Raw genomic sequence first — 22,758 nt, forward strand, 5'->3', positions numbered from 1 at the left:
CCTTTTCTCGTTTTATAGTGCTGCATTTACATCCAATCTTTCCTTTATTGAATAATTCGTTTTTAACCAATGCGCGATATTTTCAATATCCGTTGAGAATATACGGTCATTTGTAATAGATGGCACTTGCTGACGACCTTGATGATAGAACGTTTTTGTAACTGTACTCATGTTTTCAATTCCGCGATATTCTGCTGCTTGCATCGCACAGATCATCTCAATTGCAAGAACGCGTCTTGCATTTTGAATAATTTGATGCGCATGACGTGAAGCGATTGTTCCCATACTTACGTGATCTTCTTGGTTAGCTGAAGACGGAATTGAATCTACACTCGCTGGATGAGCTAACGTTTTATTTTCTGAAACGAGTGAAGCCGCTGCATATTGCATAATCATGGCACCTGATTGAAGTCCTGGTTCTGGACTTAAAAATGGTGGTAAGTCATTTAATTGCGGATTTACTAGGCGTTCAATACGGCGCTCTGAAATATTTGCAAGCTCCGCCATCCCTACTTTTAAGAAGTCCATTGCAAATGCAATTGGTTGTCCGTGGAAATTACCACCAGAGATTACTTTTTCACCGCCATCAAAAATAAGTGGATTATCTGTTGCTGCATTCATTTCAATTTCTAATTTTTCTTTCACATAATTTAAAACTTGCCAAGAAGCACCGTGAACTTGCGGGATACAACGAAGTGAATATGCATCTTGTACACGAAGTTCTCCTTGTTTTGTCACAAGTTTACTATCATGAAGAATATCACGAATTCTGCTTGCCACTTCGACTTGCTCTTTATAACCACGCGCTTTATGAACATTTTCATCGAATGCATCAATAATGCCGCGTAATCCTTCCATTGTCATCGATGCAATTAATTCTGATTGATAAGCACTTGCTTCAGCTTCTATATAAGAAAGAACCCCTTGCGCTGTCATTGCCTGCGTACCATTGATTAACGCAAGACCTTCTTTTGCTTCAAGTTCAATAGGTTCAAGTCCTTCTTCTGTAAGAGCAACCATCGCATGAACTCGTTTTCCTTTGTAGAACACTTCACCTTCACCTAATAAAACGAGAGCAAGATGAGATAAAGGTGCTAAATCGCCACTCGCACCAAGTGATCCTTGTTGCGGAACGACTGGATGAATTTTACGATTTACAAACTCAAGAAGCATGTTTACAACAAGTGGTCTAACACCCGATACTCCTTTTAACATCGTATTAGCTCGTAAAATCAACATACCGCGTGATACTTCTTCAGGGAATGGATCGCCTATTCCGCACGCATGTGACTGAATTAAGTTGTGCTGAAGTGCTTTTACATCATCTTTTTGAATAAGCACATCACTAAACTTTCCAAATCCAGTTGTAATACCGTAAACGACTTTTCCGTCCTCTACGATTTTCTCAACTACTTCGCGGCACTCTGCTACCTGTTGCATACTATTTGGACAAGCTGTTACACCTTCACCTTCAAGTAACAACCTCTTCATTTCTTCAACTGTCAATGTGTGTCCTGTTAGCGTAATCATTCTTTTTCCTCCTTATAAAGGCAAAAGGGGACCTTATCTTTTTAAGACAGACTCCTGTCCTAAAAAATAAGGCCCCCTTCTAACTAATAGACTATGGGCAAATCATATGTGATTAATTCCTAAACCAATCGCCTCATGCTCAGATCCTTTTACAGGTGCACCAATCGTTCCATAAAGCGCAACAGCAACCCATTCGCCTTCTTTTTTTCCGTCGTATGGTGTACCGCGCACAATCGCAAAGCGAAGTCCTACTGTACGAAGAACGTCTGCTAACTGAATTTGACCTCTCGTCACTCCGTACAAAGCTTCCATAATTGCATGATAAAGTGCATGTGTTTCTCTGTAAACATCTGTTTCAATAACTCGGTTGCTCTTAGCCGCTGTTTCCATTGCTGCTACTACTTTTTGCGAATTCATAGAACCAACTTTCCCAGTACAATATTTCCAACCTTTCGGAATAGATAATACGGGACTTTCATTCTCATCCGCAAGTGCCAACAGCATGGCCATACGACCAATTCGATGTGTTCCTTGAAGAAGCATGTGACTCTCTCATTTCTTTTGAATTATTTGAATATTACTTAATTTAAGAATATATGAAAACGGTTAAATCGTCAATAGTTTAAAATATTATTCAAGCAATTTTTTATCCCTCTCATACTTGTACTTGTGTACACAATTTATTTACAGATTTTTTTCAGACGTGCTATAGTCTCACTAACAGATACAAAGGGGCGAAATTTCAGTGGCGAAGCGAAAAGATATTCATTTTCGAATTGAAGAAAAATTACTTACAAGGTTTGAAGACGTACTCCATTACGAAGGTTTAAATAAAACAGACGTATTAACACATGCGATTCAGCAATTTTGCATAAAGGTGGAATGTGAAAAAATGAATGATGTAAAACGTCAATACAACGTTAGTGACCATTTACAAACACGTATCGATACGCATAAACATTACGAAGAAAAACAAGTGAATGTAGATGAAGTCGTCATTGAACATTTACAACTCCAAGAGGAAGAAAAAATATTAGAGGTCGGGTGTGCTAACGGAAAATTTCTTTCCCTTTTGCAAACTAATGGTCATAAAGGCCAGTTAACCGGCTTTGATCAATCGAAAACCATGATTTCTGAAGCCGCTATAACGAATAATACGATTGAATGGAAACTCGGTGATGCTAGTAAACTTCCTTTCGAAGCTAATTGTTATGACCTGATAATCGCAAGGCATATGTTATACCACATGAAAGATGTCGAAAAAACAATTCAAGGATTCCATAAAGTAATTTGTCCCGGTGGCGCCCTTTTAGCTACAACAAATTCTAAAGTTTCAATGCCTCGTATAGTTGAAATGTGTAACAGTATGCTAGACGCATTTGACTTACCGAAAACATCACCAGCTGTAGCTCCATTTTGTTTAGAAAATGGTAAAGAGATACTACAATCTATTTTTTCAACTGTTGAAGAAACAATTATTCATAATGCACTCGTTTTTCATCATGCCACTCCAATCGTTAACTATATTTCTAGCATGTTCCCGTCGCTGAATATACCTGATAATATGTCCCTTCACACCGAAATGAAGGAATGGCTAAAAGAAGAAATAGAAAATGATCTATCACTTCACAACGGTATATGGCGCGATCCGAAAACGTTAGTGATTTATCGATGTAAAAAAGAAAAGAGCTAGCATTCGCTAGCTTTTACACGTTTTCCGGTAAAAGATTCTCCATCATTATATTGCCCTTTCCACTATAAAAATTTGTATTATGTTCATTCACTACTCCAAAATAGGAGGCAATCGCTAGTCCAAATGGCACAAATGCATGTCCTTGTGCTGTAATAATATTTGCGTGCTGTACAACTTCTGTATACACAAAATTTTCTACTGGAAAACAATCTAATTTTTGATAATCTATAGTCACTGTATAAGAGATTTCTTTAAATAAACCTGCTCTTGCTAACGCATACGGTCCAGCACAAATCGCTGCCACTAATTTTCCTTGCTCAGAAAATTGACGAATAACTGAAAAAAGCGGTTTCGCCTCTTTCATATGTATTTCATCTCCGCCCGGAATGATAATCCCCTCATATTCTTCTACACGCACTTCACTTAATTCTATATGCGGCTGTACTTGTAAGCCTGTTTCACTTATAATCATTTCTTTTGTTAAACCCGCTGTAATGATTTCATATTTCTTTTTCAGCAATGCTGTTGCTACCGTTATTTCAAACTCTGCAAATGTCGGGTATACGAATAATAATATTTTTTTCATAGCCTTTTCTCCCTTAGCCACCCTATAAAATATGCCTCTAATTCGTCCACTGATAATATATTAGTGTCCACATAAGTTACGGGAAATTGTTTATACCATTCTTTTTCAACTTCTACTAATTTAAATTGTTCCTCAAATGTACTTCGATTTCTTGTCCTATCATTATTTCTCCTATCATACAAACTCTCTTTCGAAACATCTAAATAAAAAATTGCATCCGAACGGCATTCTCTTAATTTATACAATTCATCTTTTAATTCTGTTTCTATATCCCACTCTTTCCCTATCATCTTCGGATAAAAGAGTGTATAAAATTCAATATCTTCTGGTCCGCGGTCAAAAATCATGACTGATTTCACATTTTGAAACTCTTTTATTTTTGCTTCAATAAACATTTTTTGATTTGTAATAAACCCCTCTTTTGTGTAAATATCCAAATTTAATTCTTTCCGCTTTTCTACAATTGGATAAGGGTTTTCATATATAACTGAAAGCCCACATCGCTCTAAGCTTTTGGCCAATGTTGTTTTTCCACTTGCCATCGGTCCTTGGAGTGAAATTACGTATGTCATCTCTCTCATTCCCTTGTACTGTAATACATAAATAATAAACAGAATTTTGAAAACTATCAACAAGATATATATCATCTTGTTTCTTATTCTTATCTAACTTATAATAAAAAATAGAGATTATGACGGACGCATCAATAATGTAAGCTTGGAAATCCAAGCTTACATTATTTTTTGCTTTCCCTTTTCTTATAAAAAGAGTATACTAGATTAGAACGTATGTTCTTAATAATTACATACAGTAAGGAGATAAAACAATGGTATACGACACAAAAGCAATTTCTTGGAATGCATCTTTAAAACAACTTCAACGCCGCTATACAAACAAACAAGTTGACCGAAAAGAATTTGAAGATATTGAACTAATGGAATTCTTCCGCGATAACGACTACATTCCTTTACCTACACATATAAGCGGCCTATCAACAGCACGTTTTACTTCTTACTCTATTTTCACAACTGAAGATAAAGATCGTAAAGTTGGCACACTCATCATTGAATATGTAGAAAATGACAATGATATTTTATGTGTTGAACAACTATACTTCGTTTAAACTACAACGCTTGGTCAAATTGACCAAGCGTTCTTGCTTTCTATGAATCTCACTGTTTATAATATGAATAAAAGAAAACCGCAATCATTAAGGGGGGATACACTTGCTCGAAGGATGGTTCAGTTGGTTTATTGTATTATGGACTGTTATTTTATTAGGACTTATGTCTATCGGTGGATACTTTATGTTCAGAAAATTTTTAAAACGATTACCGAAAGAAGACGGTATGTCCATTTTAGATTGGGAAGAGCATTACATAAATAAAACGAGACATTTATGGGCTGACGAACAAAAACAATTGTTAGAAGAACTAGTAAGTCCCGTTCCTGAACTATTTCGTGATGTTGCCAAATCAAAAATTGCCGGTAAAATTGGGGAACTTGCAATAAAGGAAAACGCTCCAAAAATTACACAAGATTTAATCATACAAGGATATATCGTTGCCACACCGAAGCGCGATCATAAATTTTTAATTAAGAAACTACAAGAAAAAGAGATTGATTATTCTAACTATAAAACTTTACTTGCAAAGTAAGCCCATTATTCCTTATAAAAAAGATTGCTATTTTATAGCAATCTTTTTTATAAGCTCAACTTACAGTTACTGATTTTGTAGCAATTAATCTCGCTTTCGCTAAATCTATCTGTAACCCTACAGCACTCGTATAAATCGTATCACCAGTACCTGTAATATTTACAGAGGTATATGTTGTATTCGCAGCAATTGATCCTGTTGCATTTATATTTGCAATATTAGATTCGGCTCAAGACACTTAAGCTAAGCGAAATTTCGTCATTAACAATTACTCCACTTTCATGTTGTATCAGTACCATCAAGTGGAGTAATTGTTAATGAAGGAACGTCTCCTATACGATCCAACCTAATCTAACTTAGCCACCAATTACCGATGATAAAACTTCAAACCAAATAGTATTCCTTATATCGGTCCATTCGTAACGTCAAACTTAAATTGCTTCTTCGATGGTCGACAATTTATACATCACAACTAGAATTGAGGAAGTTACCTTTCAGTGATTAACAAAAAACAACGTCTAATCAGACGTTGTTTCTTTATACATATAACACTCTTTACGTTAACTTCATATCTTTTTCATTATAAAAACCATCTTCTTTTTCCATTTCCTTCTGTAATTTCGTAAAGGAACGGTACATTGCAATTCTCCATGAAACGATCATTGCAAACGCAAGTAAGAAGAACATGCCACTAAGTTGTCCTAAATCAAGAGACTGGCTTAAGTATGTTTTAAATACAATCCGCACGACAAGTAACCCAATTAGTATAAAAACAAATGCTTTTGAACGCTTCAAATAAATCTCTTGTCCTCTAATTTCAAATTTAGATGTTTTAATAAGAAAAATAGAGAAAAACAAACCGACGCCAATTGCTTCTAACATTTCTGCTGGAGTTAATCGAAATTCAGGAAAAACAAACATCAACGCTCCCGTGCTCATAAAAAATGGGGGAAGTATAATTTTTTTCAATGTTGCAGGTTTCTTAGCTGCTTTTAAACGAATAAACATCGCACCGACAGCCATACAAACAGCAACGATACTTGATAACAGAACTATGTTCATATTTTCTCATCCTTTTTTGTGGCTATATGCAAAATATAATTTTATTATATGCTTTTCCGTTAGTATTTCCAACATTTTCACAGAATAATACTAAAAACCGGTAAAACCACCAAATAAACTTGAGAAATATACGATAATTTTCGTCATCCAGTTAAAATATAGGAAGATACCCATGACAATCATAACGTATCCTCCAATCTTCATGAATTTCATACTATTTCTTTTAATCCAAGACATTTTCGTAATAAAGAATGAAAGTACGAAAAACGGGATAGCAAATCCAAGTATGTAAGCAATCATATAAATCATTGCCGATTCTGGATTTGTTGCAGCTAATCCAATTACAGACACTAATATAGGCCCAGTACAAGGTGTCCATCCAGCAGCAAATGCCAATCCAATTAAAACTGAACCAAAATAACCACTCGGACGATTTTTAAACGTAAATTTACGGTCTTGCATTAAAAACTTCGGTTTAAACACACCGACAATAACAAGACCGAACACGATGATAAATATACCACCTAACTGTCTAATTAAATCTTTATAATTTGTAAAGATGCCTCCAATAAAACTTGTACCAAATCCAATTGCAATAAAAATAATTGAAAAACCAAGTAAGAAAAACGCTGTATGTATCATACTTCTTTTGCGAAGCATTGCATTTTCTTCTTTCAATTCAGAAACCGACATACCTGTTATGTATGATAAAAATGCCGGATAAAGCGGTAAGCAACATGGGGATATAAACGATAAGAACCCAGCTCCAAACGCTAAAAAAATACTAATATCTTGCATTATTCCACTCCTCTCCTCTTCAATATTGTAGCAAAAACAATTGAAAATACTATGGACATTTCATGAATTCACTTTTCCAACATGACAATAAGAAAAACTACCCTTTCACACACTTTCTAATAAAACGTTTTCATTCCCTTCTATTATATAGAAAAATCTCAATTGAATTATGAAACTCTTTCTAATTGTTACTAACATAACAAAGGTTCCACAGTTTCTCAAATGATTAGCACATTACAATTGACTTCACACCTATTGGCCTTAAAATTTTTTTTCAAATGCTGTCTTTATACAACATAAAGCTGATTTTACAATACTTTAATTATTATTAATTTCAAGATTATGCATAAATATCATACTTTTATTATTATTCTATAAAATTTTGCACTTTTCTTTCATTTGACCCTTCATTTTTAATTTTGTATACTTCCATCTAGTTATATATGTCCGTTACGGAACAAGTTCATATAGATGGGAGGAATTTTTCATGCTTCGTTATTCTCTTTTAGTTTTATTAGGAGCGTGTAGTTATGGGGTTTTAGCTATTTTTGTTAAACTTGCATATGCAGAAGGGTTTTCACTTGGAGAGGTAATTGGTAGCCAGTATTTGTTCGGTTGGATTATTTTACTTGCTATTACACTTCTATTTTCTAGACATCGTGTTCCACTAAAACAAATGTTAATTTTATTCGTCGCAGGAACGTCTGCAAGTTTTACTGGAATTTTTTATTACGCTTCTTTAAAAACTGTACCAGCTTCTATTGCAATTATACTTTTATTCCAGTTCGTTTGGGTTGGGATTATCATTGAAGCAGTCGCAACAAAAACATTACCTTCCAGAGAAAAAGTTATTTCAGTAATCTTCTTACTTGCAGGTACATTTTTATCAAGTGGATTATTAGAAACATCAGCTGGTGATTTCGATACGACTGGAATCATTTTAGGTTTATTATCTGCTGTTACATTTGCAACATACATTTTCGTAAGTGGGAAAGTTGCCGTTGAAGTACCTTCATTAACACGCGGTGTCCTTTTAATGGCTGGCGCTTTAACTTTAGTCATGATCGTATTCCCGCCAACATTTATTTTTAACGGGGCGATCTCTCAAGGCCTTTGGAAATACGGCTTAGGATTAGGAATATTTAGTATCGTTATTCCGTCCATTGCCTTTACAATTGGCATTCCAAAAATCGGTTCTGGCTTAGCAACTATTCTTGGTGCAGCAGAACTGCCAGTTACAACAATTATGTCTGTATTCGTTTTAAAAGAAGCTGTACTATCGTCACAATGGATCGGTGTATCACTTATTTTAATCGGTATCGCAATTCCGCAAATTGCATACGCAATGCGTGGACGTTATAAAAAACAGCATACTCATAAAAAAGTTGCAGCATAAAACGAGAGAGGATTTTCATTTGAGAATCCTCTCTTTTATTATTGTATAATTAATACAAATACTTCACTTAAGAAAGAGGGCATAATAAGTGGCATCTATTCCTGATCAATTAACAGAAAAACTTATTTCCATTCGTCGGTATTTACATGAAAATCCAGAACTATCATACGAAGAATTTGAAACGACAAAAGCGATAAAAAATTGGTTAGACGAGGCCAATATCACTATTATTGATTCCAATTTAGAAACAGGAGTTATCGCTGAAATTTCTGGTAATAAAAAAGGACCGGTTGTAGCGCTTCGTGCTGATATCGATGCCCTTCCTATTCAGGAAGAAACAGACCTTCCATACACTTCAAAAATACAAGGTAAAATGCATGCTTGTGGGCATGATTTTCATACAGCTGCTGTATTGGGTGCGGCTTACTTATTAAAAGAAAAAGAAGCTTCTCTTAATGGAACTGTCCGCCTTATATTCCAGCCAGCTGAAGAAAGTAGTAATGGTGCTTGCAAAGTTATTGAAGCTGGGCATTTACGTGGCGTGCAAGCTATTTTCGGTATGCATAATAAACCTGATTTACCAGTAGGTACAATCGGTATTAAAGATGGGCCACTAATGGCCGGAGTTGATCGATTTGAAATTGAAATCCATGGTGTTGGTACACATGCAGCTGTGCCTGATGCCGGCGTCGATCCTATCGTTGCATCATCTCAAATCGTTATGGCACTTCAAACGATTGTAAGCCGAAATATTAGTTCTTCTCATAACGCTGTCGTAAGTGTAACAAACATTCATTCAGGGAATACGTGGAACGTTATTCCCGAAAAAGCAATATTAGAAGGAACTGTCCGTACATTCCAAGCTGAAACACGTGAAAAGATTCCGGCATTAATGAAACGTATCATTAAAGGCGTTTCTGATGCACTAGGTGTAAAAACAGAATTTCGATTTTACCCAGGTCCTCCTGCTGTTCAAAACGATAAAGTACTCACTGATTTTTCTATTCATATTGCAGAGAAAATGAATCTAAACGTTATCTCTCCTACACCATCAATGGCAGGAGAAGACTTTTCTTTTTACCAACAAGAAATACCAGGCTCATTCGTCTTTATGGGAACAAGTGGTACACATGAATGGCATCATCCAGCTTTTACAGTAGATGAAAAAGCATTGCCTATTAGCGCAGAGTATTTCGCACTATTAGCCGAAGAAGCTATTCATCAATTATTACAAACAAAAAGCCGTTAAGTTACCCTTAACGGCTTTTGCTTATGCTGTTAAATCTCGTTTTATAAATACAGTATAGGAAACCCCTAAAAATACAGCTAAGTATAGAAGAAGCATACAAGAAGCAAATGGGAATGTTACTCCATCAATAAAGCTTCCACCCTTTAAAAGCCCATATAAATCTGTATTCGCTGGTAATAAATATTTCGCCCATTCATATCTTGCTGCCGGAATTAGCGCTATTCCCCCTGATAATGCAAGAAATAAAGAAATCCCGATTGCACCTCCGCTCGATCTCGTTAAAACGGAAATCATAAAGGCAAATGCAGCATACACAAGAGTTGGTAACCAAGATAAAATATAATATTTACTTGCTTCTACGAAAATATTTTGTTTTATTATATTTCCATTTTGAACGACAAATTCAGCCCAAGCTGGTTGTTGGAATTTATAAATAATCAACCCGCATAATACGGAAAAAATCATATTAAATATAAATAATAATGCCGCAAATATAACGATTGCCAAAAACTTAGATGTTAAAATTTTAAATCGGCTCGCTGGACGAATTGTTAAAAATTTATATGTTCCCCAGCTATATTCATTCGCAAAAATCGTACTCGCATATACGAGAATAAACGGAAGTAAAATTGGAAATACGATAAAACCTGTATCTCTCATAAATGAAAGCGGAGAACTACTTGCTGGCGCTGTATTCGTATCTAAATGCTTCATTTTAAGCTGGTATTCCTTTACAAGCTCGTCTCCTGACTTTTCTGTTAAAATATCCTCTTTTTTCATGCCGAGCTTTTTCTCAATTTCTACAGTGCGTTCTGTATAATCCGCTTTCCACCCTTTTGTTTCTGGCTCTAAATATTTTACCGTAACCCATCCTAATCCAATAATTAATACCGCAATAACTGCAAAAGGAATAATCGTTCGCTTTCGCTTAAATATTTTATACAGCTCGTTATAAACTAAATTAAACAATATCTTTTCCTCCTGTTAATTCTAAAAACTGCTCTTCTAGCGTTTTTCTTTCTTCATATACACGATAAACTTGAATGTTTTTCTCCATCAATGTACGAAGAATATTTGGAACTTCTTCATCTTTCACGTTTATAATTAATTCGTTTTCTTTTACTAAAACATCGTATTCTAAAACCTCTGCCGCTTTATTCGCATCATCTACACGTATATGTATTTCTTCTGTTTCTTCCTTTTTATCACTTTGAATATTTTGTGTTGCGACATATTCTCCATGCTGAATAATAATAACCCTGTCACACATTAATTCAACTTCTGAGAGTAAGTGACTAGAAACAAGAACAGCTTTTCCTTGTTCATGCGCAATTTTCTTTATGTACATCCGCATTTCATGTATACCACTAGGATCTAATCCGTTCGTCGGTTCGTCTAGTATTAATACATCTGGATTATGTATAAGTGCCTGAGCAATTCCTAAACGCTGTCTCATACCGAGTGAATATGCTTTTACTTTACGGTCAATTACTTGTCCCATTCCTAACAATTGCACTACTTCATCGATACGCTCTTCAGTCACATTCCCATTCATTCGTCCGAAATATGTTAAATTTTCATAGCCGCTTAAGAAAGGATAAAATTCTGGTGTCTCAATTACAGCACCAATTTTCGCAGCAGTTTTTTCAAATTGCTGTTTTACAGATTGACCATCAATCCATACTTCCCCTTCTGTCATACGGATCATTCCGACCATCATTCGCATTAATGTCGTTTTTCCAGCACCATTTGGTCCTAATAAGCCAACTACTTCACCTTTTTTCACTTCAAAACTAATATTTTCTACTAACGTCTTTGAACCAATTCGCTTTGTTAATCGATCAACTTTTACGATCGCTTGCTCATTTATCATTCCATACAACCTTTCTTCTTAACTCTTTTTTTCAGTTCTTCCCACTGTATCATGATTAATAACATGTGTAAAATGAAGAAAAAGCCATGATTTCTCATGCCTTTCTCCTCGTTTCATATGACTTTTCACCCTTTAACCTTTGTGTAAACCTACAACATTGCCACATTGATATTATAATGACGGTTATCATAACAACTGCTGTTATCACTACCGCATACATCGTAATCGGTGCATTGGTTATCCCTTGGATTCCTACTGCTTTCATAAAAATAATAATAAATAATTTCAAAAATAACATACCATGAATTAATCCGAAAACAAAAGCTCCTCCGTAAGTTAATAATTGCTCCTGACATAATAAACATAACATTTCTTTTCCTGTCATATGCATCACTTCATTCGATGTAAACTCCTCTTTTCTTATCTGTAAAAGAGAAGCTGTCATTTTATATGTAATGAAAATACACACAAAAACTATAAATAGAAACATAGCATAAAACCACTTTACAAACATAGGTGTATATTCCGCTTTACTTATTACAGCTTCATTAAATCGGAATGATATCATAAAAAAACAAAGCATTGTATTCATAGCAATCCACATAAATTGTTTTAACCTTTGGGCAGCAAATGTTTGTATATTTTTTCTCGCTAACCGAAATAAAGACATAATTTCCCCCTACCTTGCTTCATAACATACGCATTCTATACTACTAGTGTATAAAAATATGACATTTTAAACATCGCACTTCAATCGGAATCTTTACTAAGCCTTTAGTCCTAGAACACAAAATGGTAATTAAAGGATATTTATAATATGATTGTAAAAAAAGAAAGGAGCATTATATGCGTATAAAATTGCTATTTACCTTATCCTTACTACTTCTCACTAGTTGTAGCCCACTAAAAAACAATGAAGGTGCCACTGTTAAACCTTATAAATTAACAAAAGAGCAATCTGATATTTTACAAATGACTCCTATAGGTGAAGGAAATAGAATGTTTTATGATGTTACAATCAAAAACAATAAAGATGAACTAAACGCTGTGATTGAATATTATCAAAATGGTACAAAAATGAAAGAGATTGCTAACATAGCCTCATCACATTTTTTAGAAAAGAAAATAAGGCTTTCTTTCATAGCACCACATTTCCAATTTGATAAAGATGTACTAGAAAAAGGTCAATGGTATATTAATATCGAAGGTGGTTCAACACTTGTTTCGGAAGAGGCTCCTCCAAACGTAAATAGTTCTGTAACTACTACAATTCAATCTACTAAAAACGTAAAATACAATCAAAAAACAATTTTAGCTGCTGTAATAAAAACAAGTAAAGATACTGTAATCGTCCCTACAATTGATGAAGAACCAAGCATTGAGTTACTCTTAAAAGAAAACGAACACGTTTATCTATTTAGTATCGAGCTAAAAAAAGAACAATAAAGTGGAAAGGCAACTCAAATGCATTTCCGCTTTATTGTTTAATAAGGTGTACTTTTATATATATAAATTAAATCGCTTTTTCGTCACGATTACTACTCGTCCTTCTCATCTCCTATTTCTATTCGTTTTTTCTCTCTTGCAATTTTCAAAAACTCTAACAACTCTGGATTGTTATTCATTTTTTTATAAGCCACTGACATTTCTGCAACAAAATTAGAATCACATAACTCTTTATATACAACTTCTGTTTTATACAATTTATTTGCGGATACAGGTATTACCGTAATTCCAATACCTGCCGCTACAAGCCCCATAACAGTTTGATACTCCGTTGCTTCTTGTACAATGTGCGGACTAAAACCTACATCACGGCAAAGCGATAAAATTGTATCATATAACGCTGGCCATACTGGTCTCGTAATAAATACGAACGGTTCATCCCTTAAATCTTCGATATGTATTTCGTCCTTTTCAGCAAGAGGATGTGCCTTCGGTAAACATAACGTACATGAAAGTTTTTGAATTGGTTCTAACTCAAGTAATTGCGTTGGAATTGGCGGACGTAAAAATCCAATATCAATTCGATTATCATGAAGTGCATGCACCTGATCCGGTGTGGACAATTCATGTAATGCTACAGACACTCTCGGAAATTTCTTTCTATACTCTCTGACGATTGACGGTAAAATATCATATATCGCCGCACCTACAAAACCAATTGAAAGTGATCCAACTTCTCCCCTTTGAGCACTTTGTGCAACTTCTACTGCTTTTTCAATTTGTTCAAACGCTTTTTTTACTTCTTTTAAAAACATTTCTCCTGCTTCTGTTAATTCAACCTTTCTCTTCGTTCTTGAAAATAACATAACTCCCATTTCTTTTTCTAATTGCTGAATTTGTTGACTAAGCGGTGGTTGTGTCATTTGTAAACGAGCAGCTGCTCGTCCAAAGTGTAATTCCTCTGCCACTACAACAAAATACTGCAAATGCCGTAATTCCATTTTGGACACCCTTTTCACTTTCGATTAATACATCTAATATATTAATAACATATAATTTATATATTAGACAAATATTTCGAATGAACGTATAGTAGAAATTGTTAATTCTTTTTACAATTTTTATGTAAAAAACAAAGAGGTGGTTACTGTATGAAATGGTGGAAGTTAAGCGGACAAATTTTATTATTATTTTGTTTCGCTTGGACAGGTGAATGGATTGCAAAACAGGCACACCTCCCAGTTCCAGGAAGTATAATCGGTATTTTTTTATTGTTAATCTCATTAAAATTTAATATAGTGAAAAAAGAATGGATACAAGACGGTGCAGACTTTTTATTAAAAGAACTTATTTTATTTTTCATCCCTTCTGCAGTCGCTGTCATTCGTTACAAAGATACATTATCACAGTATGGAATCGATCTCATTTTAATTATCGTGATTAGTACACTTTGTGTCACTCTCGTAACAGGACTTTTAACAGAATTGCTATTAAAGCGGAAAGGATCAACACAATGATCGGCTTTCTTTGTTTACTATTAACACTATTCACATATTGGGTATCTAAAAAAATGTATCAACGCTGGGATTGGAGTTTGCTTTCTCCCCTTCTTGTATGCCCAATCATTTTAATCGCTTTATTACTTGGATTAGATACACCATACGAAATCTACGAATCTGGTAGTCATTGGCTAACAGAATTATTAAAACCTGCAACAGTTGCTTTCGCATGGCCAATCTATAAACATTTTGATCTATTAAAAAAACACGGCACTGCTATTTTAATTAATGTCATTGTCGGTTCTTTTCTATCTGTTATTACTTCCGCACTACTAGCTAATTTTTTTCAAATTGACTCTACAATAGAACAAAGTTTAGCACCGCACATTGTAACAACACCTATTGCAATGGCTATTTCAGAAATGATTGGCGGCATGTCACAATTAACAGCAGTTTTCGTTGTATTAACTGCCTTAACTGGAGCTTTATTCGGTCCTACACTCATACGCATATGCCGTATTAAAACAGCGCTCGCAAAAGGTATAATGCTAGGTACTAGCGCGAATGGGACTGGAACATCAAAAGCATTTGAAATCGGTCCTGTAGAAGGTACAATTGCAAGTTTATCAATGCTTTTAACAGCTGGAGCTAGTTTAGTTATCGTTCCACTTTTCTTATCTTGGATACACTAAAAAAGCAAGTATTTACACACTTGCTTTTTTATTTATATATCGGTATATTAGCTCGTAATCCTCCGGAAAAGCTAATGCTAATTTTCCAACTTCATGTATCCCTTTCCAATCAATCTCATGTATTAACTCATCCGGATCTTGGATTTTCATATTACCGCCTATTTTTTTAACAAAGTAATAATGAACATACACCGGAATCCCGTATGTAATACCTTCTTTTTCGTATATTTTATTTACAACCTCCACATTGTAGCCTGTTTCCTCCCAAACTTCCCTGATACAACATTCTTCTAGTGTTTCTCCCTTTTCAAGTCCTCCACTTGGGACAGACCACCTTTTTTCTTCCCCTTCTTTTCCTTGCAATACCATTAAAATTTCATTTCTTTCATTCATACAAATAGCTGCCGTACCTATCCATCTCTCCATATACATCCCTCCCCTACTAAAATTCGTCTTCTTTTTTATTTCCCCTTTGAAAAAAGAGGAAATAAGTAAAAAGATGCCGAAAGTTTACATCAACTTCATGAGCAGTCCCTTCTTAGAAATTCAAACCGGAAGGATGAAATTATGATTTCTAAATATGTTGTGGAATGTGTTTTTTGTGAAGAAAACCGAAAACCTCGGCAAGCCATTGTCACAGTGCCTGCTACTTCTCAGCTACTAGCCATTCAAAAAGTACGAGCTGAATGTAAACGTCGCTTCGGAAAAACTTTATTATTGCAAACAGAAATTAAAGAAGTCTTACTCATTGAACAAAAAGAAAGCTGACCATAAATTGGCCAGCTTTCTTATCCGATCATATTTTCACATGAAGATTAGGGGCATCCTCTTTAAGGATCGGGATTTACCCATTATGTGCGTTCCATAATGGTCATCGAACAATATATTTCTATACAATAAACTATTGAATAGAATAGGGCAAAACTTGTTCGCATTTTTAGAAAAGGGATAGGGATAGGGATATAATTCAAGTAATACTTCGAATACTCGAACTTTACACTCATTATATTAAAGCAAATCCTTTTATATGGGAAATATGAATTACTTATATAATTCATTCGTAAAATATATTAATAGTTTTCTATATATTCTCTTTAATCTACTAACAACATACATCCAGCTAATATTGGTGTCATAATCATCGAAAACCTTAGAAGCATGCGAGGTGCATAATTTGTAAACTTAGCTCCTATATATGCTCCTAACATTGTCCCGATTAAAACTTGTACTAATAATACATAATCTAAATACCCTTCCGAACTATATCCAAACCCACCTCCAATTGCGATTGGTAATATAACGAGCATTGTCGTCCCTACAGATTGACGGATTGTTAAACCTAATAGAACCATTAATCCGAGTTGGATAAAAGGTGCTGAGCCAATACCAAATGCACCTGCTAAAATTCCAGTCACCAATCCGAGGAATATACATTTAATCACGTTATCTTTCGAAAGTTCTTTATGCCCTTTTAAAGATGACTGTGATCTTTTTTGAAACATAATCAACCGAATAAACATAAAAATTGCCGATAAAAATAACATACCAGCTGTAAACCAATGCAACAGATGTGCTGGTATTAACGAACCAAACTTTGAACCAATATAGGATCCAAACGCGCCAAATCCCCCAACAACTCCGCCTATTACAAGCACAACATTCCCTTCTCGGTAATGACTTACTACTCCAGATAATGTCGTAAATGCCATCGCAGTTAAAGATGTTGCAAGAGCAACATGAATAGGGATATGGAATACTAAAGTGAGTATCGCGATGATAAATCCTGCTCCCCCTGCTCCGACAAATCCTAATAAAACTCCCATTAATAACATTGTTATAATAATTGCCACATAATTCCCCTCCAATATCCCAATTATCTATCATATACACACTTCTATACAAACAAAAAGCACCCTAAGCGGATGCTCTTTCTACTTTTCTATATTAATAATATGTACTTACTCTTGATTAATCAAAATAACAGCTGGACCAGAAACAACTACTCCGGCCACTTCTATCTTTTCAAATTCCATCACTGTAATAGATATAACCCCTTCTCTTTCCATCAATTCCTTACTCAGGACATCAGTCGGTATTGATTTCACCGCCCTACCTCCTTTTCATTTTATACGAAATTACAAAAAATTACCCAATGCATCTAAATATATGCATCACCTCCACTTTCATTCCTTATTCCAGCCAAAATTCACATCCCCTTTCTATAACATATTGAAAAATAAAAAGCACTCGCCAAAGCGAATGCCTTTCCATTATTTACTCTCTATTACTTTTAACATTCTATTAATAAATGCTGCCGATTCCCCACGTGTTGCAGAACCTTTTGGCATAAACTCATTATTCTCATTCCCTTTTACAATACCTAACCCATAAACACGTTGAACCGCCTGTTTATCATACGCTAAATTTTGATCCGTAAATGGTAATGAAACTAAATTACCTTTTATATTTTTGTATTGCAATGCACGATCAATCATAATAACAGCTTCATCACGTTTAATCGTATCATTCGGAGCAAATATATCATTTCCTCGTCCACTTATAATCCCAGCACTAGCTGCACGATTAATACCATCTACTAACGATGGATGGGCTGTGCTTAAATCTTTGAAATTCGATTTCCCCTCTGGTAATTGCAATGATCTTGAAACTAAATTCGCAAATTCACCACGTGTTACAAGACGTTCTGGCCAGTAAGAACCCTTCCCGTCTCCAACCATAATACCTCTTTTATCTAATTCACGAATATCTGCTTCATACCAACCGCCAGTTATATCATCTTTATGATTCGTATCATAATAAGCTTTCGTTCCCTGTAAAAATGGCTCCCACGCATTATTCCTTATCATAATGGCCGGACAATTCTTTCCGCTCCAAAATTGATGTTTTTTCACATTTTCTAAGGGAATATTTAATTCCCCCATTAAATAGGCTGCTAGTTTGCGAGCATTTTCCACAGCTTTATTATAATCACCATCTTGATTGACAGCAATTTCAATTGCAATTGATTCTCTGTTACCAGTTCCTTCTGCTCCATCTCCAGCATGCCAAGCATTTTCATTTAATGGTAGATGTTGATAAATTTCTTTATCATCTACTGTAAAATGCCAAGATGCTGAACGATCAGTCGTTCCTGTTGCTTGGCTGTATAAATATTGTGCATGGTTTCTAGCATTTGCTCCAACACTATAATTATCCGTCTCATGAATTGTAATGTATTTTGGTTTCATCGCATAACCTGGACGAATATTTTCATTACCTGTTGGTACAATCATTTCCTTTAATGGTACACCGTAAATATCCGTTGTTTTCTCTTCTATTGGTGCAGTATACATAACCGCTGCACGTTTCGTACGAGTTGGAGTTGTGCTTTGAATAAGAGATGCTTTTGTACCCTCAAATTTTGCTGAAGGTGAATAAATCCATTTCACCTCATTATCTATTTGGACTTGGAACCACTCTCCAACTTGTCCAATTGCAATAATTGTTTGCGGTTGTAACACTTTCTCGTCTTTATATGAATTAAATGGTGCGGAATATGTAGCTGTCTCTTCATTAATTACTAATTTTTCGTTTGCCAAGTGATAAACTTCCTTAACCTCTACATTTCCTTCACTACTTTGTATCCACCCAGCTCCAGATTCTGTTTGTATATAGTAAGCGTTTCCTTTTTGTTTTTCGGCTTTCACTACTTGATTAGAAAGCTGAACACCTGTCGCTTTTTGTAACTCAGCAGAATCAAATAAAGATGCTGAACCTATTATATGTACAAAAAAATCTCCTTGTACTTCATTTGTTATTCCTTTGCTCTCTCCACGTCCATCTTCATCTTTCATATGGCTTTCAATACTTTTTAATGCTTGCTCGTCTGTTGAAATCGTTACGGTCTTTTCTACTGTGTCGGCATAGGAAAAACTTGGAATCGTTACCATACTAAATACAATTGATGCAGCTAAAACATTATAAAATCCTTTTTTCATACTAATTATTTAACACGTTTATATCTTAATTCGTGTTAACTTCCCTCCCTAATCTAAAATATTTAAGACTATCTAGCAAACTTCTAAACTAAATAACCCTTTACAATATAACAAACTCTATCTCATTCGTATAGATAGGAATGACTACTATTTGCCTACTTTTTCTATATTGGAATATAGAAAAGAAGCTATAAAAGATATAGCTTCTCCTCTCACTATTTCAATCTCGTTGTACCTTATACTCTATAACTCTAACATCTTTATCAAATTGCAAAATAAGACATTCACTATCTATAGGAATGAAACTACGTTCATTCCCAAGATAGTATAGTGTAGTAATTCCCGTTTCCAAACTGCTTGTTTTCGTAGGGGCCCCTAACAATTTTATGATTTCCTCGTTTGATTTCCCTATCAATTTATGCTGCTGTAATAGGTCATCTACCATATGTACTCGTTTTTCTTCATAATTTAACCACCGATCCTGATTAAAGTTTGAAGTATATTTATTTACACTTAATTGTACAGTGCATACTATCAATGGAATGAGAGCAACCATCATTACAGTGAACAGTTGTTTCTTATCTTTATCACGTCTTGCTGATACATGTAATATAAACTTTTGAATAATAACTAATAAAATAAAAGGCATTACTACCACAAACATACTCATTACACTCAATGGCACATGAACCATATCGATAACAAAGATAAACACAAGATACATTAATATATACAAACAAAAATAAATGTACAATATTCCCCACAATATAGAGCTTTTACCTTTCTCCATCCAAATAACACCTTCTTTATCCCGCTATTTGCAAACAGTTATACTCCCACCTCAAAATTCGGCTGTACAGGGTAGGAGCCGGGATGCCCATAAAACCCTACTGATTAAAGTTTTACTTCGCGACATAATTCATCTGACCAATCATATCTCTAATCTTTCTTAGTTCTTGTGCTGTATATATTACTTTACTTGTTAAAACTTCATTTCTGAAAAACGTTACAATTTGCTCTCTATCTTTAAATCTCGGCAATTCTTCATTAGAAAGATCAATAACTTCTTTTCCATTCTCATTTTCAAAATATACAATCGGTTTTATTTTTTCCTTTACAATATCTATTTGCATTTCTTCCAAACAATTATATAAAGTTTGAGATAATATTTTCGCTTTATACGCTGGATTCCCTTCATTTCTTACTTGCAAAGTTAATGACGTTCCATCCGTAATAAATTCAAATGTCTCTTCTTTTTCAATTTCATGTTGATGCTTGCCAATTTCCTCAATCATAAATGAATATATACCTGCATTTTCTCTCGTTAAGCCATGGATTAATTTCCCTGTCCATTTTTTCGTCTCAAGTAGATAAATACCAGTTTTACATAAAATGAGGTGATGGATTCGATTTTCGTTTATGTCACGTTTATGTCTAGATTTATTGCGTATCATAAAAACGTTCGGCATAATATGAAATTCATCTTCTAGTATAATTCCTTGCTCAACAAAACCTCGTTTCATATAATGTAATGTTTCATGCGCATTCACTTCAGCACCGTTTTTGGTATACTCTCGTAAATCCGCAATTAAATTTTGAAACATATGTAGTTCATTACTATGCTTATCTTGCATTTCACTACGTTCTTTACTATGTTGAACAGCCAGTTGATTTTTCATCATACGCATATTTTCAAGTTCTCTAGCTGTACTAACTTGTAAATCATTATATTTTTTCTGTTCCATATTCTTTAAAGTACTTTGTTGTTCTTTATGATCTGTAATCGTAGCTGCAATTTCACTTTCATACGTTTCAATCGCTTGTTTCTTTTCAAATTCTACTTGCTGACTCTCTGATTCTAACTGTTTATTTTTATAAAACAGTACAAACACTGCAGCTAATAATATTAAAATCCCACCTATTAGCACATAATCCATACTTCTACTCCTTTATTTCATTTTCGATTATTTTTTATAAATATATCCATTATATTATACTATGCTTTCAATATACACTTTGTAAAAATTATATATTTTTAATAAAAGGCACCTCAGTCGAGATACCTTTTAAGTTCACTTTATTGTACACCATACTGAATATAACTTGAATCATTATATACCCACTGATTTGTCCCTAAGCAAAGCCATCCATTTTGCTTACTCCATACTCGATATGATTCACCATGATGTAACTGTCTTATAACATTCCCGTTTAATGATGGAGCGTCTCGCAGATTCACATTATCGCCAGTAATAGTTGCCACATAATGTTTGTACTGAATATAACTTGAATCATTATATACCCACTGATTTGTCCCTAAACAAAGCCATCCATCTTGTTCTCCCCAAACTTCATACGATTCGCCACGATTCAATTGGCGAATTACACTAGACTGTATAGATGGTCCACTTCGTAAATTCACATTATCTCCATTAATTACAGCAACTCCGTATACTGGAGTCGCATTATTAGGCGTGGGAACATTACCTCCACCACTTGCTCCATTTCCTTGTAAAGCTTCTAATGAAACAGCTGCTGATACATCACAATTTCCTACACCTGAAATTTGCCCAGAATCTGTGTACTGCCATGCTGTCCACTCTGTCCATCCACCAGCATCAGCAGGCGGTATACTAGAATATCTGGAAATCCATAGTGGAATGTCACTTAATCCGCTAATTCCAAATTCATTAATATACCAAACTCCTGTATATAACATTACATTTTTCCCAGTAGCTTGTTTCACATAATTTACGAAACTTCTTGCCCAATTCGATATAGTCGCACCCGTTAAACTACTATTGCTAGTATCCGTTGGCGATTCTAAATCTAAAACAGGAATTAAGTCCGTCTGATTACTCTGTAATATATTCACAAAATATTTCGCTTCTGAAATGGCATCATTTTGTTCTGGGTGCGCAAAATGATATGCACCAATTAATACATTCGCATTTCTCGCAGCTTGTACATTTTGAACGAAAGTAGGGTCAATATAGTTCACACCTTCCGTCGCTTTTGCATACGCCGCTGGAATACCAGATGACTTCACAGCATTCCAATCGATGTTTCCTTCCCAATGAGACACATCGATAAACGTAACATTTGAACTGGATCTATTTTGCATATAAAAGCTCCTATCAAATTTTTTTATTCCGTATACAATATGTACAACTTCAGTTAGTGGACACGACTTTTATGCTATAGTAATAAAGTTCTAATACATTTATTTTGTCGAGTTGTTTAAGAAAAAAGTGAAATTGAAACCACCCTTCACCAAA

General features: G+C 34.7%; 26 protein-coding genes. 9 read left to right on the top strand and 17 right to left on the bottom strand.

Annotated features, from left to right (window positions below; genetic code table 11):
- Nucleotides 1-12: 12 nt before the first annotated feature.
- Both hutH and hutP read right to left on the bottom strand, forming a co-directional pair.
- Nucleotides 13-1,530 carry a histidine ammonia-lyase gene (hutH, locus tag ABH957_RS06570; protein ID WP_063219752.1) on the bottom strand — a complete coding sequence of 506 codons (1,518 nt, stop codon included), beginning with the start codon at nt 1,528-1,530 and terminating at the stop codon, nt 13-15.
- Nucleotides 1,531-1,632: 102 nt separating this feature from the next.
- Nucleotides 1,633-2,073: a histidine utilization transcription antiterminator HutP gene (gene hutP / locus ABH957_RS06575; RefSeq protein ID WP_000926519.1), complete on the bottom strand. Its 441-nt coding sequence runs from the start codon at nt 2,071-2,073 to the stop codon at nt 1,633-1,635.
- Nucleotides 2,074-2,275: 202 nt separating this feature from the next.
- Here hutP and ABH957_RS06580 point away from each other — a divergent pair, with 202 nt between their 5' ends.
- Nucleotides 2,276-3,223, top strand: a complete 948-nt coding sequence (locus tag ABH957_RS06580) for a class I SAM-dependent methyltransferase (RefSeq protein WP_404510788.1) — start codon at nt 2,276-2,278, stop codon at nt 3,221-3,223.
- A gap of 13 nt (nt 3,224-3,236) precedes the next feature.
- Here the strand turns inward: ABH957_RS06580 and ABH957_RS06585 are convergent, their stop codons facing one another.
- Together ABH957_RS06585 and ABH957_RS06590 are read right to left on the bottom strand one after the other, a co-directional pair.
- Nucleotides 3,237-3,809 (bottom strand): DJ-1/PfpI family protein, encoded by a 573-nt coding sequence (locus ABH957_RS06585; protein WP_002137752.1) that lies wholly within the window; start codon nt 3,807-3,809, stop codon nt 3,237-3,239.
- Nucleotides 3,806-4,381 carry an AAA family ATPase gene (locus tag ABH957_RS06590; RefSeq protein ID WP_002137753.1) on the bottom strand — a complete coding sequence of 192 codons (576 nt, stop codon included), beginning with the start codon at nt 4,379-4,381 and terminating at the stop codon, nt 3,806-3,808. Before ABH957_RS06590 ends, ABH957_RS06585 begins: the two co-directional genes overlap by 4 nt.
- A gap of 254 nt (nt 4,382-4,635) precedes the next feature.
- Here ABH957_RS06590 and ABH957_RS06595 point away from each other — a divergent pair, with 254 nt between their 5' ends.
- Nucleotides 4,636-4,932 carry a hypothetical protein gene (locus tag ABH957_RS06595; protein ID WP_002014228.1) on the top strand — a complete coding sequence of 99 codons (297 nt, stop codon included), beginning with the start codon at nt 4,636-4,638 and terminating at the stop codon, nt 4,930-4,932.
- 103 nt (nt 4,933-5,035) lie between these two features.
- Complete coding sequence (locus tag ABH957_RS06600) at nt 5,036-5,467, top strand: DUF2621 domain-containing protein (protein WP_002165260.1); 432 nt, start codon at nt 5,036-5,038, stop codon at nt 5,465-5,467.
- A gap of 555 nt (nt 5,468-6,022) precedes the next feature.
- On the opposite strand, the gene ABH957_RS06605 is transcribed toward ABH957_RS06600, so the two are convergent.
- Nucleotides 6,023-6,529 (bottom strand): CcdC family protein, encoded by a 507-nt coding sequence (locus tag ABH957_RS06605; RefSeq protein WP_002014224.1) that lies wholly within the window; start codon nt 6,527-6,529, stop codon nt 6,023-6,025.
- Nucleotides 6,530-6,619: 90 nt separating this feature from the next.
- Nucleotides 6,620-7,327, bottom strand: a complete 708-nt coding sequence (gene ccdA, locus ABH957_RS06610) for a cytochrome c-type biogenesis protein CcdA (protein ID WP_404443938.1) — start codon at nt 7,325-7,327, stop codon at nt 6,620-6,622.
- 487 nt (nt 7,328-7,814) lie between these two features.
- On the opposite strand from ccdA, the gene ABH957_RS06615 reads away from it, so the two are divergent.
- On the top strand, nt 7,815-8,723 hold the full coding sequence (locus ABH957_RS06615; RefSeq protein ID WP_002033502.1) for an EamA family transporter: 909 nt from the start codon (nt 7,815-7,817) through the stop codon (nt 8,721-8,723).
- Nucleotides 8,724-8,811: 88 nt separating this feature from the next.
- A complete protein-coding gene (locus tag ABH957_RS06620; RefSeq protein ID WP_002014221.1) occupies nt 8,812-9,972 on the top strand; it encodes a M20 peptidase aminoacylase family protein in 1,161 nt (386 codons plus the stop codon).
- Between the two features lie 21 nt (nt 9,973-9,993).
- Here ABH957_RS06620 and ABH957_RS06625 read toward each other — a convergent pair whose 3' ends face one another.
- The 3 genes from ABH957_RS06625 to ABH957_RS06635 form a co-directional block, all read right to left on the bottom strand.
- The gene (locus ABH957_RS06625; protein WP_002128553.1) at nt 9,994-10,941 is read right to left on the bottom strand and encodes an ABC transporter permease; all 948 of its coding nucleotides are present in this window, start codon (nt 10,939-10,941) and stop codon (nt 9,994-9,996) included.
- Complete coding sequence (locus ABH957_RS06630) at nt 10,934-11,845, bottom strand: ABC transporter ATP-binding protein (protein WP_002014392.1); 912 nt, start codon at nt 11,843-11,845, stop codon at nt 10,934-10,936. Before ABH957_RS06630 ends, ABH957_RS06625 begins: the two co-directional genes overlap by 8 nt.
- A gap of 94 nt (nt 11,846-11,939) precedes the next feature.
- On the bottom strand, nt 11,940-12,515 hold the full coding sequence (locus ABH957_RS06635) for an FtsX-like permease family protein (protein ID WP_404443934.1): 576 nt from the start codon (nt 12,513-12,515) through the stop codon (nt 11,940-11,942).
- 176 nt (nt 12,516-12,691) lie between these two features.
- Here ABH957_RS06635 and ABH957_RS06640 point away from each other — a divergent pair, with 176 nt between their 5' ends.
- Complete coding sequence (locus ABH957_RS06640; protein ID WP_404443932.1) at nt 12,692-13,291, top strand: histidine kinase; 600 nt, start codon at nt 12,692-12,694, stop codon at nt 13,289-13,291.
- A gap of 92 nt (nt 13,292-13,383) precedes the next feature.
- Here ABH957_RS06640 and alsR read toward each other — a convergent pair whose 3' ends face one another.
- Complete coding sequence (gene alsR / locus ABH957_RS06645) at nt 13,384-14,292, bottom strand: acetoin biosynthesis transcriptional regulator AlsR (RefSeq protein ID WP_002066566.1); 909 nt, start codon at nt 14,290-14,292, stop codon at nt 13,384-13,386.
- 150 nt (nt 14,293-14,442) lie between these two features.
- Between alsR and ABH957_RS06650 the strand changes: the two genes are divergently transcribed.
- Together ABH957_RS06650 and ABH957_RS06655 are read left to right on the top strand one after the other, a co-directional pair.
- Nucleotides 14,443-14,808: a CidA/LrgA family holin-like protein gene (locus tag ABH957_RS06650; RefSeq protein ID WP_000872360.1), complete on the top strand. Its 366-nt coding sequence runs from the start codon at nt 14,443-14,445 to the stop codon at nt 14,806-14,808.
- Nucleotides 14,805-15,482 carry an LrgB family protein gene (locus ABH957_RS06655; RefSeq protein WP_404456538.1) on the top strand — a complete coding sequence of 226 codons (678 nt, stop codon included), beginning with the start codon at nt 14,805-14,807 and terminating at the stop codon, nt 15,480-15,482. Before ABH957_RS06650 ends, ABH957_RS06655 begins: the two co-directional genes overlap by 4 nt.
- Before the next feature lie 12 nt (nt 15,483-15,494).
- On the opposite strand, the gene ABH957_RS06660 is transcribed toward ABH957_RS06655, so the two are convergent.
- Nucleotides 15,495-15,908, bottom strand: coding sequence for an NUDIX hydrolase (locus ABH957_RS06660; protein WP_242248016.1), 414 nt, complete (start codon nt 15,906-15,908; stop codon nt 15,495-15,497).
- A gap of 141 nt (nt 15,909-16,049) precedes the next feature.
- Here ABH957_RS06660 and ABH957_RS06665 point away from each other — a divergent pair, with 141 nt between their 5' ends.
- Nucleotides 16,050-16,250, top strand: coding sequence for a DUF3903 domain-containing protein (locus tag ABH957_RS06665; RefSeq protein ID WP_113936933.1), 201 nt, complete (start codon nt 16,050-16,052; stop codon nt 16,248-16,250).
- Between the two features lie 326 nt (nt 16,251-16,576).
- Here the strand turns inward: ABH957_RS06665 and ABH957_RS06670 are convergent, their stop codons facing one another.
- From ABH957_RS06670 to ABH957_RS06695, 6 genes are all read right to left on the bottom strand, one after another.
- Complete coding sequence (locus ABH957_RS06670) at nt 16,577-17,332, bottom strand: sulfite exporter TauE/SafE family protein (RefSeq protein WP_002128564.1); 756 nt, start codon at nt 17,330-17,332, stop codon at nt 16,577-16,579.
- Between the two features lie 108 nt (nt 17,333-17,440).
- Entirely contained in the window at nt 17,441-17,587 is a 147-nt protein-coding gene (locus ABH957_RS06675) for a BC1881 family protein (protein WP_002033491.1), read from the bottom strand.
- A 165-nt stretch (nt 17,588-17,752) separates the two neighbouring features.
- Entirely contained in the window at nt 17,753-19,480 is a 1,728-nt protein-coding gene (locus tag ABH957_RS06680; protein ID WP_404443924.1) for an S-layer homology domain-containing protein, read from the bottom strand.
- A 220-nt stretch (nt 19,481-19,700) separates the two neighbouring features.
- Nucleotides 19,701-20,270, bottom strand: coding sequence for a hypothetical protein (locus ABH957_RS06685; protein WP_404510790.1), 570 nt, complete (start codon nt 20,268-20,270; stop codon nt 19,701-19,703).
- 112 nt (nt 20,271-20,382) lie between these two features.
- Entirely contained in the window at nt 20,383-21,417 is a 1,035-nt protein-coding gene (locus ABH957_RS06690; protein ID WP_113936930.1) for a nuclease-related domain-containing protein, read from the bottom strand.
- A gap of 140 nt (nt 21,418-21,557) precedes the next feature.
- Entirely contained in the window at nt 21,558-22,604 is a 1,047-nt protein-coding gene (locus ABH957_RS06695) for a GH25 family lysozyme (RefSeq protein WP_113936929.1), read from the bottom strand.
- Nucleotides 22,605-22,758: the final 154 nt, after the last annotated feature.

Origin of the sequence: Bacillus sp. RC242, assembly GCF_044908245.1 — a bacterium.
In the GTDB taxonomy this organism is placed as follows: Bacteria; Bacillota; Bacilli; order Bacillales; family Bacillaceae_G; genus Bacillus_A; species Bacillus_A mycoides.

Excerpts from the sequence above, each read along its gene's own strand:
- hutH (WP_063219752.1), bottom strand. The coding sequence starts at position 1,530 with ATGATTACGCTAACAGGACACACATTGACAGTTGAAGAAATGAAGAGG.
- hutP (WP_000926519.1), bottom strand. The coding sequence starts at position 2,073 with ATGCTTCTTCAAGGAACACATCGAATTGGTCGTATGGCCATGCTGTTG.
- ABH957_RS06585 (WP_002137752.1), bottom strand. The coding sequence starts at position 3,809 with ATGAAAAAAATATTATTATTCGTATACCCGACATTTGCAGAGTTTGAA.
- ABH957_RS06590 (WP_002137753.1), bottom strand. The coding sequence starts at position 4,381 with ATGACATACGTAATTTCACTCCAAGGACCGATGGCAAGTGGAAAAACA.
- ABH957_RS06595 (WP_002014228.1), top strand. The coding sequence starts at position 4,636 with ATGGTATACGACACAAAAGCAATTTCTTGGAATGCATCTTTAAAACAA.
- ABH957_RS06605 (WP_002014224.1), bottom strand. The coding sequence starts at position 6,529 with ATGAACATAGTTCTGTTATCAAGTATCGTTGCTGTTTGTATGGCTGTC.
- ccdA (WP_404443938.1), bottom strand. The coding sequence starts at position 7,327 with ATGCAAGATATTAGTATTTTTTTAGCGTTTGGAGCTGGGTTCTTATCG.
- ABH957_RS06615 (WP_002033502.1), top strand. The coding sequence starts at position 7,815 with ATGCTTCGTTATTCTCTTTTAGTTTTATTAGGAGCGTGTAGTTATGGG.
- ABH957_RS06630 (WP_002014392.1), bottom strand. The coding sequence starts at position 11,845 with ATGATAAATGAGCAAGCGATCGTAAAAGTTGATCGATTAACAAAGCGA.
- ABH957_RS06635 (WP_404443934.1), bottom strand. The coding sequence starts at position 12,515 with ATGTCTTTATTTCGGTTAGCGAGAAAAAATATACAAACATTTGCTGCC.
- ABH957_RS06640 (WP_404443932.1), top strand. The coding sequence starts at position 12,692 with ATGCGTATAAAATTGCTATTTACCTTATCCTTACTACTTCTCACTAGT.
- alsR (WP_002066566.1), bottom strand. The coding sequence starts at position 14,292 with ATGGAATTACGGCATTTGCAGTATTTTGTTGTAGTGGCAGAGGAATTA.
- ABH957_RS06650 (WP_000872360.1), top strand. The coding sequence starts at position 14,443 with ATGAAATGGTGGAAGTTAAGCGGACAAATTTTATTATTATTTTGTTTC.
- ABH957_RS06655 (WP_404456538.1), top strand. The coding sequence starts at position 14,805 with ATGATCGGCTTTCTTTGTTTACTATTAACACTATTCACATATTGGGTA.
- ABH957_RS06660 (WP_242248016.1), bottom strand. The coding sequence starts at position 15,908 with ATGGAGAGATGGATAGGTACGGCAGCTATTTGTATGAATGAAAGAAAT.
- ABH957_RS06665 (WP_113936933.1), top strand. The coding sequence starts at position 16,050 with ATGATTTCTAAATATGTTGTGGAATGTGTTTTTTGTGAAGAAAACCGA.
- ABH957_RS06680 (WP_404443924.1), bottom strand. The coding sequence starts at position 19,480 with ATGAAAAAAGGATTTTATAATGTTTTAGCTGCATCAATTGTATTTAGT.
- ABH957_RS06685 (WP_404510790.1), bottom strand. The coding sequence starts at position 20,270 with ATGGAGAAAGGTAAAAGCTCTATATTGTGGGGAATATTGTACATTTAT.
- ABH957_RS06690 (WP_113936930.1), bottom strand. The coding sequence starts at position 21,417 with ATGGATTATGTGCTAATAGGTGGGATTTTAATATTATTAGCTGCAGTG.
- ABH957_RS06695 (WP_113936929.1), bottom strand. The coding sequence starts at position 22,604 with ATGCAAAATAGATCCAGTTCAAATGTTACGTTTATCGATGTGTCTCAT.